Source organism: Paenibacillus sp. JT22N12 (assembly GCF_056269365.1).
On record NZ_JBWDNU010000011.1, the window covers coordinates 74,750 to 90,738 of the forward strand.

A 15,989-nucleotide genomic window follows, 5' to 3' on the forward strand; every position below is an offset into this window, starting at 1 on the left:
AAGTTTTTGGTTTTTGAAGTTGTTGTACAAGAAATAAGGAGGGGAATTCATATGAATAACCAGGAGTTACATTTAAGAAAATCGCAAAATCCCAAAAAAATAATCGTGATCGGAGCCACGGGAACCATCGGCAACGCGGTCGCCAATACTCTTGAAGAAAAAAATTATGAAGTTGTTCGTGCATCACGTAAAGGAGCGGTTCAAGTGGATCTGGAGGACTCAAATTCCATTAATGCGCTCTTTGCGGAGGTGCACAATGTCGACGCAGTCGTTGTCACAGCTGGAAGCGGCAAATTGACTCCACTTGAATTTCTTTCAGAAGAAGACTTCACGTATGGTATGAAGAGCAAAGTGCTGGGACAGGTTGCTCTCATACGCCGCGCAGCCGATCATTTGCGTGATGGGGGATCCATTACAATTACAAGCGGCAATATGTTCGAGAACCTCATTCCCGGCAGTGCGGTAAGCGCATTTGTGAACAATGGTCTTGAAGGCTTCGTCCGTGCCGCGGCGGCGGAGCTGCCGCGTGGAATTCGATTAAATATCGTCAGCCCAGGCTGGGTAAAGGAATCTCTGGCGAGCATGAGCTCGGATTTACGGGTGAATCTTGGATTGGAAAACGTAAATGGCACATCTGCGATTGACGTGGCGCAAGCCTATGTTAAGGCACTCGAAGGGACCATGCAAGGACAGACAATCACCCCGAAGGCCTTTTGATCCGTCATGGACAATTTTATTGAGGTACATGAGAGATAAGGAATCTAAACTTGCGACACTAAGCGCGTCTGCGATCTCCAGCAGTTCATTCAAAATCCTTCAAGAAATGTGACGGATTATCTGCTTAAAAGATACATAATTTAAGGTGATTTTACCCAAACCCTGCCACTTGCATGAAGGTAATATAATGAGGATGAAACACGGTTCAAGAACGAATTGAGGAGAGGGTGGGAAAATGAAAATCAAACATCTCAATCTAACCGTTACGAATGTCTCAACTGCTCGGACGTTTCTGGAAACTTATTTTGGCATGACATGCGCGGGCACCCGAGGAAACAGCTTTGCGGCGTTGTTTGATGACGATGGCTTCGTCCTGACTTTAATGAAAGGGGAAGAAGTACGTTATCCGAAAACCTTCCATATTGGATTCCCCCAGGAAAATGAAGAACAAGTGAATGCGATCAATCAACGCTTAAAAGAGGATGGCTTTGATGTGAAACCTCCCCAACAAGCACATGGCTACACCTTTTATGTCGAAGCACCAGGAGGATTCACAGTAGAAGTACTCTGCTGACTGAAGGGGATTTTCAATGGGCCCGATAGTGCATTCCGAGGGGCTGCCGCACGGCAGCCTTTCGCTCAACAGCACGGAGCTTGCGCACTCCATAATATGCTATTATTAGGATTAAAAAGAATCGATGGAGGTTGCGGGATGCTGAACAATATTCGAAAAGACGGCTATTTCGTAAGAGCGGACGTATACTCCCCGCTGTTCAACAGGGAAGTGTCGGTCATTATGGACGACGAGGAGCATATCGGGTATGCGGAGTCATGCATTATTTATTTTAATGCTTTCAGCGATGATTTAATTGTCCGGCTTTGCGAGGCATCAATCAGGTACAGCGACTTTTTTCTCGAATATATCGGTGAGGAGCCCATCGTTTATGAGTCGGCCAGAGACGTGCTCAACCATATTACGCCGCTCACCTTCATCATACCGAATCCGGAAAACGCCGATGAGCCCGTCCTGCATATGGAACTCAATTGCGAATGGGAGACGGAGCACGGCATGGAATGGATTGTTCGCGGCGACAAGGTCCTGTACGTCGGAGGCTACGACGGCATCGATCCATGGGGAGACTTCACCAAGGAAGACGAGTGGAATTACGCTTGAATTATGCGGGATTAAATAGATATACTTTTGTACAAATTATATAATATAAATTTACAAGTTTCGTTGACGAGCCATGCTTCAGCTGTATTTTCATATAGTGTTACACATCATATGTGGACATCCGTTTTAGTTGAGTTAAACAGATCCCTTGCTTTTTTTCGCGAGGGATCTCTTTATTTAGCATAAACTATGGGGCTAAGGAGCGGCAGGTGAACTAATTTCATTCGATGACAAATATTGAATCTTCAATGTAACGGGCTGATGCAGTATGAAATTCCGCAATGATTCCTAGGACGGTTTGTTCCCATTTACTGAAGCGTTTCTTCCATCCCGGGTTAGTAAAAAGTCGCCAGATTAAGTTGAAATCATGAGGCGGCAACGCTTCGGAAATAGAACTACTTGAGGAGACAAGTTAGGCGGCAATGATTCGCCCGCAAGAAAAAAAGATGACGGCGTTCATTGGGACTAAGTCTTAGAGCAGTAGCAAGACTTTCCAGTACTTGTGCTAATGGGCGGACATCACGTCCCTGCTCCAGCCACATATACCAGGATGTGCCGATACTCGCCAGCTGTGCGACCACCCTCGGCGTAATCCGGCTGTCCGGCGGCGAGTGCCAACCGGTAATCTTACATCATCCGGAGAAAGGCTGGGCCTCCATGCTATGTGATACACGTAAACGAACCATTCCTTCAAACGCCGCTCCCCCAATTACAAATCCGGCAAAAAATGCAGCATACGGATATCTAAGTTGAGGTGAGCCAAAAAAACTTTTATTCACAGGGATGGAGAAAATCGGTATTATTGAGCTAGCCGGCAGGTCTTCGCCAAACAGACAGAATAGATTAGTCATGGTCCAACTATAACAACATCCAGGAGGTAATAATGAAAATTTTTCTTTATTGTATGTACGCTGGTATATTAGGGGTTATTTCTTTTATTACTCATGAAATTGTTGCTTTTGTTCTATTGGGCTTTATTTTAATAGCTCTTAATAATGTTTTGACAGTCCTCAAAGAGATTTCTAATAAGCTTGATAAATAAACAATGTACATTTAATATTGTCCCTCTTCAGATGGAAGTTGAACGAAAGAAACACGATAGTGGATGTTCTGAAGCAGTGCGCCACCCGGGGAAGGGATCACGAATGCTTCATCCCTTCTCTAAGGCCGATAGGAGTGGAGAATTGCGGCCGAAACTAACAGATCTTGATATTATGGCAAGATATGATACAATCTTATTAATTAATAGAGAGAGAGTCGGTTTATTAAATATAAATCTAAGAAGGAGGAAATAATGGCACGTATTGTTAAAGAACATGAATATGCCAAGAAACGAAATGAAGTACTCGATGCTGCTCAACGGCTCATATTTACCAAAGGCTATGAGCAGATGACTATTCAGGACCTTTTGTCTGAACTAAGGATTTCCAGCGGAGCGTTCTATCACTATTTTGATTCGAAGCCAGGGTTATTGGAGGCTTTTATTGAGCGGTTAAATAAAGAGTCGGAAAAACCAATCCTTCCTATCGTAAATGATCCTATTCTGTCTGCAATCGAAAAACTGCAGGGCTTCTTTAACGCGTTTGATCAAAAGCGAATAGAGCACAAGACAGAGCTGGCTAAGCTGCAGAGCGTTTGGTACAACGATGCGAACGCCGTAGTCCGCGACAAAGTGAACGAGGCGGTTATTACACATCGTGCGCCGCTGCTGAACAAGATTGTACAACAAGGTATTCGGGAAGGCGTTTTCACTGCAGCCTATCCTGCACAGGCCGGTGAGGTCATCCTATCCCTATTGCAGGGTATGGGGAGCACTCATGCCAGGCTATTGCAAACATCCGGAACGGAGCGCGATGAACGAAGTCTGATTGAACGTATTGTCACAATTCATGCAGCCTATATGGACGCCATTGAGCGTATGCTTGGCGCTCTCCCAAATACCTTATATCGTATTGACGCAGATGTGGTCGAGGTGTGGGTGAATGCAATAAAAGATGATGCAGAGAACGGATTGGACTAAAGATTTTTGCAAATAAGCTTGCCGTAACCAATAATAAATAGAACAACGGTTTATTTAAAGGAGGAAAAGCTTGATGAAAGAGGAAATGAGGAACAAATCGGACGGAGCGGCACAAGTGAATATGCGGCAAGGGCGGGGAGCAATCAAGCGGCCGACGGAGGCTCGGATTCCGCTGATGGATGTGTCGGCGCTGTCGAAAGATCAGCGCGTGTTGGCAGGTACCGGAGCGTCGAATGTGCTTCGAATGCTTGCACACCGTGGAGACCTGCTGGAGGCCTGGCTGGAGTTTGGAGCGCACCTCACGACCGGAGGACGGGTGTCAATGCGAACACGCGAGCTTCTGATCCTACGTGTTGGACTCCGCTCCTCGTGCGAGTACCAGTGGGCCAACCACGTTCCCGGAGCTCTCGGTGCCGGAATGACCGCCGCCGAGATTGATTCCCTTGCACAAGGCGCTGGCCCGTGGTCCGATGCTGATGCGGCGGTACTAGACTTAATCGACGACCTCTGTGCAGACGACTGCGCTTCGGAGAAGACATGGAAGGAGCTGACAGCATCGTACAACGAGGGAGAGATCATCGAATTGCTGATGCTGATTGGCTTTTACCGGATGAACGCCGGATTCCTGAATTCGCTCGGAGTGCAGGCCGAGCCTGGGCGCCCCCGTCTCGGCGAAGGTATGTCCAGCGAGTCATCCTTGCCTCCCCAACGGCAGATCAGCAGCTCCACGGCCGGAGAACGATCAGAGGCCAAACCAGATGGGACGTGGCATCTGAAATTTTACCACCCTGCGGCGACACAGGAACTCCGGCTCATGATCGTGACGAGGGAGGGGGGACTGTCCGGCTCGCTCATCAATGAGGTATTGGATGTCACTGTGCCGATTTCAGAGGGTAAGGTATCCGGGCATCAGGTGACATTCACGACTGTCATGACGAAACCGTATCCAATAACTATCACATGGGAAGGGACGATCGATAACGACTTCCTCGTGGGCACAGCCAACATCGACGGCGCGGCCTCGTTCCCGTTTGATAGCGAGCGGGTTGAATAGTTGGCATCCTGTTGGCGACTCTATGTTAGGTACCAGGGAAAGATAGTACTAGTTAAACATGGCGTTCTGAATTATTGTTAACTCAGCCACAACAAGATGTATATTATGGCAGGCGATTGGCATGCAACAGCGGGTAGGAGGGAGAAAGATACTTAATTGGCTATTGAGTGATTGGATGGCAAGTATCGTGATCATTGTATTGTTTATGGTCATTTTCGTTATACTCTTTAGTTCTCTGGTATTCAAAAACATGGTTATAAAAATCATCTCCGCGACGCTCATGCTTACCTTACTGATTTCGATACCCTGTATTGGACACTCGGATTGGAACCGCGAATATCAATTAAAGGCCGGGATCAATAATTTACGCTTAGAGGATATAACGATTTACTCCGATAGGAATGCTGTTAAAGAAATAATTTCCAGTCCACATCCGATACAGATCAATACTTCTAGCGGTTTAAAAATTCAGAATGAAGGAAGTACTCTTTTCTTTACACAAGTTGTGCAAATAGAAGACAAGAGCTACAGCATAAGAATGGCTTGTTATATGTACCCTTTAGCATGGACACCGTATCAAACATGGGAAGTAAATTTAACAAGAAGGGCCTGATTGATCTTCTATTTTATTTAGCTTGACAATTCGACGGGTAACCGATATATTAGTTACATACCAACCGAATGTATGAAAGGAGGAAGAAATCTTGGCAAGAAATAAACACCCTGAAGAAACGATAAACCAGATTCTCAACGTTTCGCTGAGCCTGTTTATGGAAAAAGGTTATGAACACACCTCTATTCAGGATATTATAGACGGCCTTGGCGGGCTTACGAAGGGAGCCATTTATCACCATTTCAAGTCAAAAGAGGATATCATGTTGGCGGTGATCGAACAGCTCTTCAAAGGAGTTGACGATAATTTGATCGCCATCCGGGACGACAAGGAGCTTAACGGTCTGGATAAGCTTCGCCGAATCATCCGCGTCTCTTTGAATAATCCCGTACAACTGGAAATGATGTCTACGGCGCCTAATCTCCTGAACAATCCAAGGATGCTGGCAGCCCAAATGCAAAGCTTAATTGAGGATGCAGTGCCCATTTATATCCAGCCCATCATCGAGCAGGGAATAGCGGATGGCTCCATCAAAACCGACTATCCCAAGGAGCTTAGCGAAACGATCATGCTTCTCAGCAATCTGTGGCTGACCCCCTTGATTTTTGAAGCCCCAGCCGAGGATATGCTTCGCCGGTGCCGGTTCTTCCAGATAGTATTGCAAGGATTAGGGCTTGACCTGCTCGATGAGCAAATGATCGACCGGTATGCGGAGTTTTATCGTTTGTACAGTGAAAAGATATGAAAGCCGGCTGAAGGTTTTAGGCTTAAAATAACTGCCTCTGAGGCAGATTATTTTTTGGCAATATACATACCTTCGGTTGGTATCAAAAAAATACGAGCTAAAAATTGGAGGAATACTTATGAAACAGCAATGGAAAAAAACGTTCGCCTTAATCTTCAGCGGTCAGCTCTTCTCGATTCTGACCACATCCATGGTTCAATTCTCGATCATTTGGCATTTGACGGCGACGACCGAGTCTGCGATTGTCCTGATGATCGCCGGGCTTGCCGGATTTTTGCCGCAGGTCATTCTGGGTCCTTTTATCGGTGTGTGGCTTGACCGCTGGAACCGCAAGAAAACGATGATTGCAGCGGATGGGACGATTGCCCTCTTCAGCTTGGCTTTAGGTATCTATTATTACGTGGGTGACCCGAGCCTGGTATTTGTTTATGTTATCCTGTTGATCCGCTCGACCGCTTCATCGTTCCATGCTCCGGCTTTCCAGGCGGCAATACCACTGATTGCTCCGGAAGATCAGCTGACCCGGGTGGCAGGCTGGCAGCAGATGATCCAATCTGTCTCGATGATAGCCGGACCTGTCCTCGGCATTGCGGTATACTCGGCCACTTCTCTTGGCATTGTACTGTTTCTGGATGTGTTTGGCGCTTTGATCGCCAATCTGATGCTGTTGCTCACGAGAATCCATCAGCCAAAAGCGGAATCCACTCCATCAGCTCCTTCCTTCTATAGCGAATTCAAGCTTGGCTGGCAAGCCTTTATTCAGGCAAAACCGATTGTTCTGCTTACCATCGGCACCGCGATTTTCGGTATTGCGTTCATGCCGCTTCCGACCTTGTTTCCCTTGATGACCCTGTCGCATTTCGGACGCGGCGGCTACAACGCGAGTATGGTCGAAGCCTTATTCGGTATCGGAATGATTCTGGGCGCGATCCTGTTATCCATGCTCGGTTCCCGCTTGAAAGACATTGCGTATATTTGCATCAGCCTGGTTGGAATCGGCCTCACCTGCGTAGCGATCGGTGTCATCAGCCAAGAGTCGTTCATCCTGTTCGTCATCCTTTCCTCCGTCATGGGAATGGCGGCCCCATTCTTCAATGGCCCATATATGGCGATGCTTCAACGAGCATATGAACCTGCCATACTGGGCCGCGTTATCTCTCTGGTGACCAGCGTCACGCTGCTCTCCGCGCCGATCGGGCTCGCTCTGGCAGGACCGATTGTGAACAAATTCGGCGTGCAAACATGGTTCTTCTGGTCAGGCATCGCCACGATATTGACGGGCTTCTTCATGTATGTCCAGTTCAAACGCATGCATGCGAGCGAACGTTTAGACAGCCTGGGCAGCGTAAACCAGTCCCTTTAAGGGGGCTGGTTTTTCCGGTTCATACGATCTGTTTACGTGCTAAAGCTGTCGTTAACACAGGATTCCGCCCCGTTGAAAAGGAGTGAGGGCAAGAAAAAAGATTCCTGCCAGCAGGCGGGGGGATGAAAGAAACTTTCCAGACACTGGTAACGTATAATGGTTGAGTTTAAGGCTGCAGAAACGTCTTTTTAAGTGTTCTGGTGAGGAGATGGTTTCTTGTCAAAAATAATGAAAATCATTTTATCCATCGCTGCGATATTAATCGCTTCATTCGGACTGAAGGACGATACACAAGGCATTAAAACGGCTGTTCTTTCTTTAAACCAGCCAATGACAAACCTTGTTCGGATTGAACGATTAGAAAATAAAAATGCCATCGCATTTTATGAATGGGGCACTGCTTCACAAGAGTATTTCGGTATGGTAATAGTAAAGAAAAATCTATTTGGCTGGCATTTTATTGGCGGCTCCACTTCGCAAACTCCAAAGGGATATAAGTTAGGCTGGTCTTATTCAGACTTAAGGGGGGAGTTCTCAAAGTACACGGAGATTAGTTATGGAAAAATTTTCGACTCCGATGTTGAAAGCGTACTTGTTACGACTAACAAAGGAAAGCAATATCCAGCAAAGATACTTGAATACGATAGCGGCGAAAGGTTATGGTTCTTAATAACAGATGGATTAGACCTGGCAGGTTCCACTGTAATAGGCCGTTCTGCAAATGGAGAAATAATTGAACAGATTCCAGGCTAAGTGACGAGAATAAATATCTGCTGGAAATTTACGAGAATATGAATGATAACATCGATATGAATGCGGGAACGATTATTGACGGAACGGAAACGATCGATCATGTCGGAAGTAGAGGCCGAATGTTACACTTGCTGATTATTCAAAAAAGCGTATTGCTCCCGTCGGCAGTAGGCTTTTTGTCGTTCCGACGCTGACGCAGATATAATTGACAGTCCTGTCAAAGAATATGAGAAATTCGATAGAAGGCATGAGAATATTCAATTCCGCCATGGTCTCCCCGGAAGCATAATGAATGAGAAGTAAATCACAATCGGGGAGGTTGTAAGATTGAATCAAATTTTATTGCATTTTAAACTCCGCAAGAGATCATCGTTAGACAAGGCTCCACTGTACCAGGACAAGATGAGGGTTAAGCAAAGTAAAAATGGAAGCGCAATCAAAAAAACCGTAAGTATGATCTTATGCGGCATACTTGCAGTAACGCTGCTGCCTTCATTCCCGGCAAGCGCCGACTCAAACCCGGCAGCTTCGGCTTCGAAGGTTATCACAGCTGTAGCGGAAAATAATGAACGCAGCATTGATTTTAATGACAACTGGCAGTTTTATCTCGCAACCCGTACGCCGGCGCTCATCTCCGGCAATATCGTCAATGGGCTGCAGGATCCTCCCGATGCGCCCGCTGCTGCCGACATTGTTAAATCCGGTTTTGACGACCGTTCATGGAGAACGCTGAATGTTCCTCACGACTGGAGCATTGAAGGACAGAAGCTTGCAGGCTCAAGCAACTCGCAAGGTTACTTGCAGGGAGGGCTGGGCTGGTACCGCAAAACCTTCACACTGCCGGAATCCATGGGAGACAAGAAGATTGCCATCGACTTTGAAGGCGTGTACGCAGACTCCGTTGTATATGTGAACGGCAATCTGGTTGGCGAATACCCGAGCGGCTATACCGGCTTTTCTTACGATATCACTCCTTATGTGACGCTGGGAAGCGATCAGCCGAACGTCATAGCCGTCAAAGTGCAGAATATGGCCCCATCGGGCCGTTGGTACACAGGCTCCGGCATTACAAGACCGGTCAGCCTTGTCGTAACCGACAAAACGCGTTTTCTGCGGCATGGCCTCACCTATACCACGCCTGGACTTGAAGCCGCGTACAAAGCGGATAAAGGCGCCGATTTGGCGGTGACCGCGGATATTTACTCTGAAGCCTCCAATGGGGTAACAAATATCCGCACGTCCGTTATTGCAGCTGACGGAAGTGTCGTCGCGACACATACCAGTGATGTGGTCGATTATAATCCGTCTACAAAGCTTACCTTGAACGACAGCTTTAAGGTGCCGGATGTTCACCTCTGGTCGATAGACGATCCGTATCTGTACACGATCCGTACGGAGCTGATTACCGAAATCAACGGCGGCACCGGACCGAATGTCGTCGATTCGATCGATACGTCATACGGCTTCCGTTGGGTTGAAATCAAGGATGTAGATGTGACAGATGCCGATGCGACCGCTAATTCCGGCGGCTTTTATTTGAATGGCGTCTATACGAAGCTCCAGGGCGTCGATCTGCATCATGATGACGGGGCACTGGGAGCAGCCAGCACGCTGGATGCGGCCATGCGGAAATTCAGGATTCTCAAGGATATGGGCGTCAACGCCTTCAGAACCTCGCATAACCCGCCGAGCAAAGAAGTTATTCTTGCTTGCGAGAAGCTGGGGATCGTCGTTATGGAAGAGGCCTTTGACGGATGGGGGAGCCGCAAGGCTACCTACGATTTTGGCAACTGGTTCCTGACAAGTATGCCCGAGGGCTGGGCGGGTTCGGTCCTTGCGCCGGTTCCGAGCACCAATGGCGCTCAATTTATGTGGAGCGACTGGGTTTTGCAGGAAATGGTAAACCGCGATAAAAACTCTCCGGCCGTCATTATGTGGTCGATCGGCAATGAGGTGCGGGGAGTCGGCACGAAGCCAGCCTGGATGAATACGCAGGAATTGTATGGCGTCGCCTCCTTCAATGAATACAGCGAAGCCATCCGCCTGAAGCGCGATGTTCTGGCAATCGACCCTTCCCGGCCGGTCGTCATGGGCGGCGACCAGGAGCGGACTCCACCGACGCCTACCAGCGTTTGGGGTCTCATCAATAATTATCTGGATGGATACGGCTTGAATTACAATACGGCGCAATCCGTGGATACGCTGGCAACGCGGTTCCCGAATACGTTCTTCTTTGAATCGGAATCTTCTTCGCAAACAAGCGCGCGCGGAGTCTATCAGGACGTCCAATTGGTCAATACCGGCGTGAACCAGACACCAGGCTCTCGCGGAACATCGTCGTATGATAACAATTTTGCTTCCTGGACGATGGGCAACGAGTACGGCTTGAAGAAAGACCGGGACAGAAAACCGTTTATTGGCCAGTTTATATGGACGGGCTTCGATTACATAGGCGAGCCCACTCCGTACAATGTATACCCGGTAGGCGTCTCCTCCTTCGGCGCTATCGACACGGCTGGATTCCCCAAGGACTCCTTCTATCTCTTTCAAAGCCAATGGACGTCGAAGCCCATGTCGCATATCGTGCCCATGAACTGGACCAGCTGGACGCCAGGGGAGATCGTGGACGTATGGGTCAACACCAACCAGCAAAGCGCGGAGCTGTTCCTGAACGGCGAATCGCTGGGCCGCAAGAGCTTCGATATCAAGACAACCAATTACAGCAAAAAATACTACGAAACCTCCGAACCGTCCAAAGATGACAAGCTGAATACCAGCGGCACCAACACAGGCGGATATTTGAGCCCGACCGGTGAGTACGGAAAGCTTCATCTCACCTGGAAGGTGCCATTCGCGCCAGGAACACTGGAAGTAAAAACGTACGCGGATCCAACCAGTCCGGTGGTGACGTCCACCGACGTCGTGAAAACGGCAGGCCAGCCCTACACGCTTAAAATGACGGCGGACAAGCCGGTCATTACCGCCGACGGACGCAGCCTGGCTTATATTGAAACCGATGTAGTGGACGAGAACGGCAGCCTGGTTCCGGATGCCAATCAACTGGTTAAATTCAATGTTACGGGCGGCTCGATTATCGGTGTGGACAATGGGCAGCAGGAAAGCGCGGAGCTCTATAAGTGGAACAATGTGGACCGCAGCGCATATTCGGAACGCTCCGCATACAACGGCAAGGTGCTTGTCATTGTCCAGTCGAATAAAGGACAGACAGGCCCGATCACGGTAACCGCCTCCTTCGACGGCTCCGCTCCGGCGCAAGCGACAGTATTTGCCGCTGCTGCAGATGCGACCGGCAATGTTGGAATAACACCGGTCACGCTTCATGTGAAAAAGGGAGACGATGTCAATCTTCCGGCGCAGGTAACCGTAGTAAAGGCGGACGGGACGACTTCCCGGCAAGCCGTCTCCTGGAGCAATATTCCGGCTTCAACGGTGGCGGGATCCTTCCAGGCTACAGCGTCAGTAGGGGGTCTGCAGGCCATCGCTTATGTAGATGTATACGACTTTGCCGAAGCTGGCGTCAGCATTGCCGCTGCCAAAGGGGACATGCCGGTCTTGCCGGCTAATGTGAAGGTTCGTTATACCAACGGTCTGAGTGTAATGAAGCCCGTAACCTGGGAGGAAATTGCGCCAAGCCAGCTGGAGTCAAACGGCGTAATCACGGTGAACGGTCAAATTGCAGGACTGCCGAATCCGGCAAAAGCCACGGTTGTGGTGACGGATCAGTATACGCCTGACGTCAATCTGGCCCGCAGCGCGGCGGGTACTGGAACTCAGGATACCGTTTCGGCTGTCGGACCGCTTGCAACGGCTACATTTACAAACGGCACATCCTATCCTAATTTAATGTTGGACGGCAACAAGACAAGCGCCGGCTGGAGCAACAGATACAGCATCTCGGCAACGGCGAATCTGCCGGCAGTCAACAATACGCGTCCCTATGAATTTGTGCAGGTGTATTGGCCGAAGCAGCAAAGCTTCGATTCCATGAAGCTTTATTTCGCGATTGGCGGTACGGCTCCAACGAATAATCTGCCAAAATCGCTTGATGTTCAATACTGGGACGGCTTGAAGTGGGTATCCGCCGGTAATCAGAACATTGCGTGGGCGGCAGCTGCTAACGAAGCGACCACGATCACATTTGACAGCCTGACATCCGCCAAGGTGCGTGTGGGCATGGAGAATGCCACTCCATACTCCAGCGCGGCCGGAGCCATGACCATTACTGAACTCGAAGTACTCGGCAATCAGTTCAACGAACCGGTTATCCAGGAAATTCCGGGAATCCATGTGACGACAAAAGCGGGGGTAGCGCCGATATTGCCGCCGGTAGTCGAAGCGGTATATTCCGATGGATCGAGGGCCCAGGTTGCAGTAACATGGAATGCTGTTGATCCCGCGTCCTATGCTCAAGCCGGAAGCTTCACCGTTAACGGGACCGTTAGCGGTTCCAATGTGCAGGCGGCAGCGACCGTTGCAGTAACGGAAGATTCCAAAGTGACGGGAGTGAGCTTGAACAAAGATAAACTGTCTCTGACAGTCGGAGGCAGCGAGACGTTAATCGTCACCGTTGAACCTGAAGGGGCGGCCATTAAAACGGTAACATGGTCGGTCTACGATCCGGCAATCGCGGCAGTAAGCGATAACGGTACCGTTACGGCTGTGTCTCCCGGCGAGACCTATGTAACGGCAACGACGGCAGACGGCGGTTTTACCGCCAAAGCCGATGTTACGGTAACGGCAAGCGATGCCCCGAACACGTCATTAACGGGACCGGCGCAGGTGTCGCGCGGCCAAACGTTCGTGACAAGCTATGGCCTTGACCGAGTGCAGGGCAGTGTCATACAAGAGATTTATGCGCAGGATGTCTCGATAACCTTCGATACGGCGGCATTTGAATTTGTGGAGGCCGTATCCGTGAAGGAGGGGCTGGCAGTTGTGGATCATCAATTAACAGATGCAGGGCAGCTTCGCCTCATTCTGGCAAGCCAAGGGCCGGGCGGCGCCATTCGTTCGGACGGACCGCTGGTCGATTTGAAATGGAAAGTGAAAGATAATGCGGGCATCCCGGCAGCCGCGATCCAGGTGGCCTCCGCCACATTAAGCAGCAATACGGGTCAGGAGGCGGCAGCTAACGGCTCTGTCCTGAACATTCAGCTTTTATTGGTGGATAAGTCCGCATTAATCAATCTGATTAGTACAGTGCAGGCAGCTTTAAGCGCGGCAGTAGAAGGTACCAAGCCAGGGCAGTATCCTGCAGGCTCGAAAGCGATTTTGCAAGCGGAGCTGACGTCCGCCGAACAAACAGCCAGTGATTCTGCAGCGACTCAAGCTCAGGTCGAGCATGCCGGAGAATCTTTGAACAACGCTCTGCAATTATTCCTGGGCAAGCAAATCGCCGCGATTCCGGGCGATGTCAACGGCGATGGCAAAGTGTCGATCGGTGATCTGGGAATAATTTCTGCAAACTACGGATTGAACAGCGAGGACAGCAGCTGGAACGAGATTAAGCGGCTGGATTTGAACAATGACAACGTCATCGATATTATGGATCTGATCGTGGTCGCCAGAAATATTTTAGTGTAAACGGCTGTAAGGGAAAGGGGGCCGCTATCAATGGGGTCACCCCTTTCCTGTTCAGCAAAACGGAGGCATGGGATACATGGGAAGGAAAGCGCGTCGGAACGGGTTAATGGTTGTAACGGTCATCGGTTTGAGCATCATGTTGTATCTGGTTGGAGCTGCTGCAGCTTCGGCAGAAGCCGTGTTTACATTGGATACGGATGCGGGGCAGGTGCAGCCAAACGGGGAATTTATTGTCACTGTTCAGGCCAAAGACGTTCAGGACGTTTATGGATATGAATTGAAACTGAGCTATGACAGGCAAAAACTTGAATTTGTAGACGTCGTTCAGTACATGACAGACGCTGGCTATAAGGTTCCTCCCGTTCAGGAGGGGAATCAGGTTACGATTCCATTTACCAAGCTTAAAAATGTAGCCGGAGAATCCGGCGATGTGGTGATCGCGAAGGTGAAATTCAAGGCCAAAGCCAATATCGAAGGCAAGGCGGCCATACATCTGGACCGGGTAAAACTAGGGGACAGCCAATTGAATGCGCTGGTATGGGATGCGGGAACAAATATTGATGTTACCATCACGAACTCTGGCAGTCCGGGCAGTCCGGGGAGCGGTAACGGCAGTCCCGGAAATCCGGCCGACCCAACTCCCCGATCCGAAATTTCATTGGAGGAAAACGATAAAACAGTAGAAATTACGGAATTAGAAGACGGTACGCAGACGGTTCATGTCAAGGTCAAGCCGTCTATATTGGAGGCCTATCTGGATGAACTTGGCAGGGTTCCGGATGGCGGAAAACTCGTGATTGATGTAGAATCGGCCGATGCGCTATTGTTAGATATACCTGTGCAGGCATTTCAGAGGTATGAATCCGGGAAAACCATCATTTCGATACGCAGCGGGTTTGCATCGTACGATTTGCCTCTGCATGTTCTGCAAACGGCATCATTAGCCGGCAAGCTTGAGGCCGATGCCGGGCAGATGACTCTTGTCATTGCCATCCGCAAGTTAAATGAAGCGGAAACCGGGCTGTTGAAGAGCCGGCTGAATGCCGGCATGACGCTGCTCGGAACGCCTGTCGAGTACCGGATTTCCGTTGCGGCCAACGGAAAGACGATCGGGATCAGCGAATTTGGCCAAACCTTTGTGAACCGCAGCATCATTATTCCCGGTCTCCAGGACTCCGTGACCGCGACAGCGTTCTACACCGATACGGTCAGCGGCGGGATCTTGTTCGCACCGTCGCAATTTGCGCCCCGGACCGATGGAAAGACCGAGGTTGTCATAAAACGCAACGGAAACAGCGTCTACGGCGTCGTTTCCTACAAGCAGACGTTCTCTGATATTCAGTCGCACTGGGCCGCCGGTGAAATTGAGAGATTAGCGTCGAAGCTGATTGTAAAAGGCGACAGCGGAACGTTGTTCTCGCCGAACCGGACGATTAACAGAGCGGAGTTCGCTGCCCTTCTGGTGCGGGCTTTAGGCTTGAAGGGGGAGGGAGAAGAGTCCTTTACAGATGTAAATGAAGATGCATGGTATGCGGAGCCGGTTCAGACCGGTGCCGAGTTTGGGCTTATAGACGGCTTTGAAGACGGAACGTTCCGGCCAACTCAGCTTGTTACCCGCGAACAAATGGCCGTGATGGCATCCCGGGCAATAAGCTTGACAGGGTACAGGGCGGATACGGCAACCGATCCGGATACTCTCCTGTCGGGCTATCTCGACAAGGATGAGGTTGGCGCATGGGCCAGACAGGCTGTGGCCGAGAACATGGACATCGGCTTGCTGACCGGCATGACGGAAAATACGCTGGAACCACGCAGTACCGCTACGCGTGCCCAGGCTGTCATGCTGCTGTCGCGGTTGCTGATGCATATTAATTTCATATAGTCGTTTGGCAGCGTTTTTTGAACGGCTCCCGTATCCGCAGATACGGGGGTCGTTCTTCCTGTTA

The 15,989-nt window shown here is 49.7% G+C and carries 13 protein-coding genes; 11 read left to right on the forward strand and 2 right to left on the reverse strand.

The annotated features are described in order from the left end of the window. Nucleotides 1–51 precede the first annotated feature (51 nt). The 3 genes from AC0YOA_RS29215 to AC0YOA_RS29225 all read left to right on the forward strand — a co-directional run bounded on the left by AC0YOA_RS29215 (nt 52) and on the right by AC0YOA_RS29225 (nt 1,891). Nucleotides 52–717 (forward strand): short chain dehydrogenase, encoded by a 666-nt coding sequence (locus AC0YOA_RS29215; protein ID WP_475789625.1) that lies wholly within the window; start codon nt 52–54, stop codon nt 715–717. Nucleotides 718–952: 235 nt separating this feature from the next. After that, a complete protein-coding gene (locus AC0YOA_RS29220; RefSeq protein ID WP_475789626.1) occupies nt 953–1,291 on the forward strand; it encodes a VOC family protein in 339 nt (112 codons plus the stop codon). A gap of 138 nt (nt 1,292–1,429) precedes the next feature. Then, nucleotides 1,430–1,891, forward strand: a complete 462-nt coding sequence (locus tag AC0YOA_RS29225) for a DUF6985 domain-containing protein (RefSeq protein ID WP_475789627.1) — start codon at nt 1,430–1,432, stop codon at nt 1,889–1,891. A gap of 220 nt (nt 1,892–2,111) precedes the next feature. On the opposite strand, the gene AC0YOA_RS29230 is transcribed toward AC0YOA_RS29225, so the two are convergent. Together AC0YOA_RS29230 and AC0YOA_RS29235 are read right to left on the reverse strand one after the other, a co-directional pair. Continuing rightward, nucleotides 2,112–2,270 (reverse strand): MmyB family transcriptional regulator, encoded by a 159-nt coding sequence (locus AC0YOA_RS29230; protein WP_475789628.1) that lies wholly within the window; start codon nt 2,268–2,270, stop codon nt 2,112–2,114. A gap of 16 nt (nt 2,271–2,286) precedes the next feature. Further along, nucleotides 2,287–2,433 (reverse strand): helix-turn-helix domain-containing protein, encoded by a 147-nt coding sequence (locus AC0YOA_RS29235; RefSeq protein ID WP_475789723.1) that lies wholly within the window; start codon nt 2,431–2,433, stop codon nt 2,287–2,289. Between the two features lie 341 nt (nt 2,434–2,774). Here AC0YOA_RS29235 and AC0YOA_RS29240 point away from each other — a divergent pair, with 341 nt between their 5' ends. From AC0YOA_RS29240 to AC0YOA_RS29275, 8 genes are all read left to right on the forward strand, one after another. After that, the gene (locus AC0YOA_RS29240) at nt 2,775–2,933 is read left to right on the forward strand and encodes a hypothetical protein (protein ID WP_475789629.1); all 159 of its coding nucleotides are present in this window, start codon (nt 2,775–2,777) and stop codon (nt 2,931–2,933) included. Nucleotides 2,934–3,185: 252 nt separating this feature from the next. Then, nucleotides 3,186–3,911: a TetR/AcrR family transcriptional regulator gene (locus AC0YOA_RS29245; RefSeq protein ID WP_475789630.1), complete on the forward strand. Its 726-nt coding sequence runs from the start codon at nt 3,186–3,188 to the stop codon at nt 3,909–3,911. A gap of 85 nt (nt 3,912–3,996) precedes the next feature. Then, nucleotides 3,997–4,965, forward strand: coding sequence for a carboxymuconolactone decarboxylase family protein (locus tag AC0YOA_RS29250; protein WP_475789631.1), 969 nt, complete (start codon nt 3,997–3,999; stop codon nt 4,963–4,965). Nucleotides 4,966–5,669: 704 nt separating this feature from the next. After that, nucleotides 5,670–6,323: a TetR/AcrR family transcriptional regulator gene (locus AC0YOA_RS29255; RefSeq protein WP_475789632.1), complete on the forward strand. Its 654-nt coding sequence runs from the start codon at nt 5,670–5,672 to the stop codon at nt 6,321–6,323. Between the two features lie 118 nt (nt 6,324–6,441). Further along, on the forward strand, nt 6,442–7,686 hold the full coding sequence (locus AC0YOA_RS29260) for an MFS transporter (protein WP_475789633.1): 1,245 nt from the start codon (nt 6,442–6,444) through the stop codon (nt 7,684–7,686). A gap of 216 nt (nt 7,687–7,902) precedes the next feature. Continuing rightward, nucleotides 7,903–8,439, forward strand: a complete 537-nt coding sequence (locus AC0YOA_RS29265) for a hypothetical protein (RefSeq protein WP_475789634.1) — start codon at nt 7,903–7,905, stop codon at nt 8,437–8,439. 327 nt (nt 8,440–8,766) lie between these two features. Next, the gene (locus AC0YOA_RS29270; protein ID WP_475789635.1) at nt 8,767–14,043 is read left to right on the forward strand and encodes an Ig-like domain-containing protein; all 5,277 of its coding nucleotides are present in this window, start codon (nt 8,767–8,769) and stop codon (nt 14,041–14,043) included. 76 nt (nt 14,044–14,119) lie between these two features. Next, nucleotides 14,120–15,925, forward strand: coding sequence for an S-layer homology domain-containing protein (locus AC0YOA_RS29275; protein ID WP_475789636.1), 1,806 nt, complete (start codon nt 14,120–14,122; stop codon nt 15,923–15,925). The last annotated feature ends 64 nt before the right edge of the window (nt 15,926–15,989 follow it).

Coding starts and splice junctions, on each gene's coding strand:
- AC0YOA_RS29245 (WP_475789630.1), top strand. CDS start 3,186: ATGGCACGTATTGTTAAAGAACATGAATATGCCAAGAAACGAAATGAA.
- AC0YOA_RS29240 (WP_475789629.1), top strand. CDS start 2,775: ATGAAAATTTTTCTTTATTGTATGTACGCTGGTATATTAGGGGTTATT.
- AC0YOA_RS29220 (WP_475789626.1), top strand. CDS start 953: ATGAAAATCAAACATCTCAATCTAACCGTTACGAATGTCTCAACTGCT.
- AC0YOA_RS29235 (WP_475789723.1), bottom strand. CDS start 2,433: ATGTGGCTGGAGCAGGGACGTGATGTCCGCCCATTAGCACAAGTACTG.
- AC0YOA_RS29225 (WP_475789627.1), top strand. CDS start 1,430: ATGCTGAACAATATTCGAAAAGACGGCTATTTCGTAAGAGCGGACGTA.
- AC0YOA_RS29215 (WP_475789625.1), top strand. CDS start 52: ATGAATAACCAGGAGTTACATTTAAGAAAATCGCAAAATCCCAAAAAA.
- AC0YOA_RS29275 (WP_475789636.1), top strand. CDS start 14,120: ATGGGAAGGAAAGCGCGTCGGAACGGGTTAATGGTTGTAACGGTCATC.
- AC0YOA_RS29260 (WP_475789633.1), top strand. CDS start 6,442: ATGAAACAGCAATGGAAAAAAACGTTCGCCTTAATCTTCAGCGGTCAG.
- AC0YOA_RS29250 (WP_475789631.1), top strand. CDS start 3,997: ATGAGGAACAAATCGGACGGAGCGGCACAAGTGAATATGCGGCAAGGG.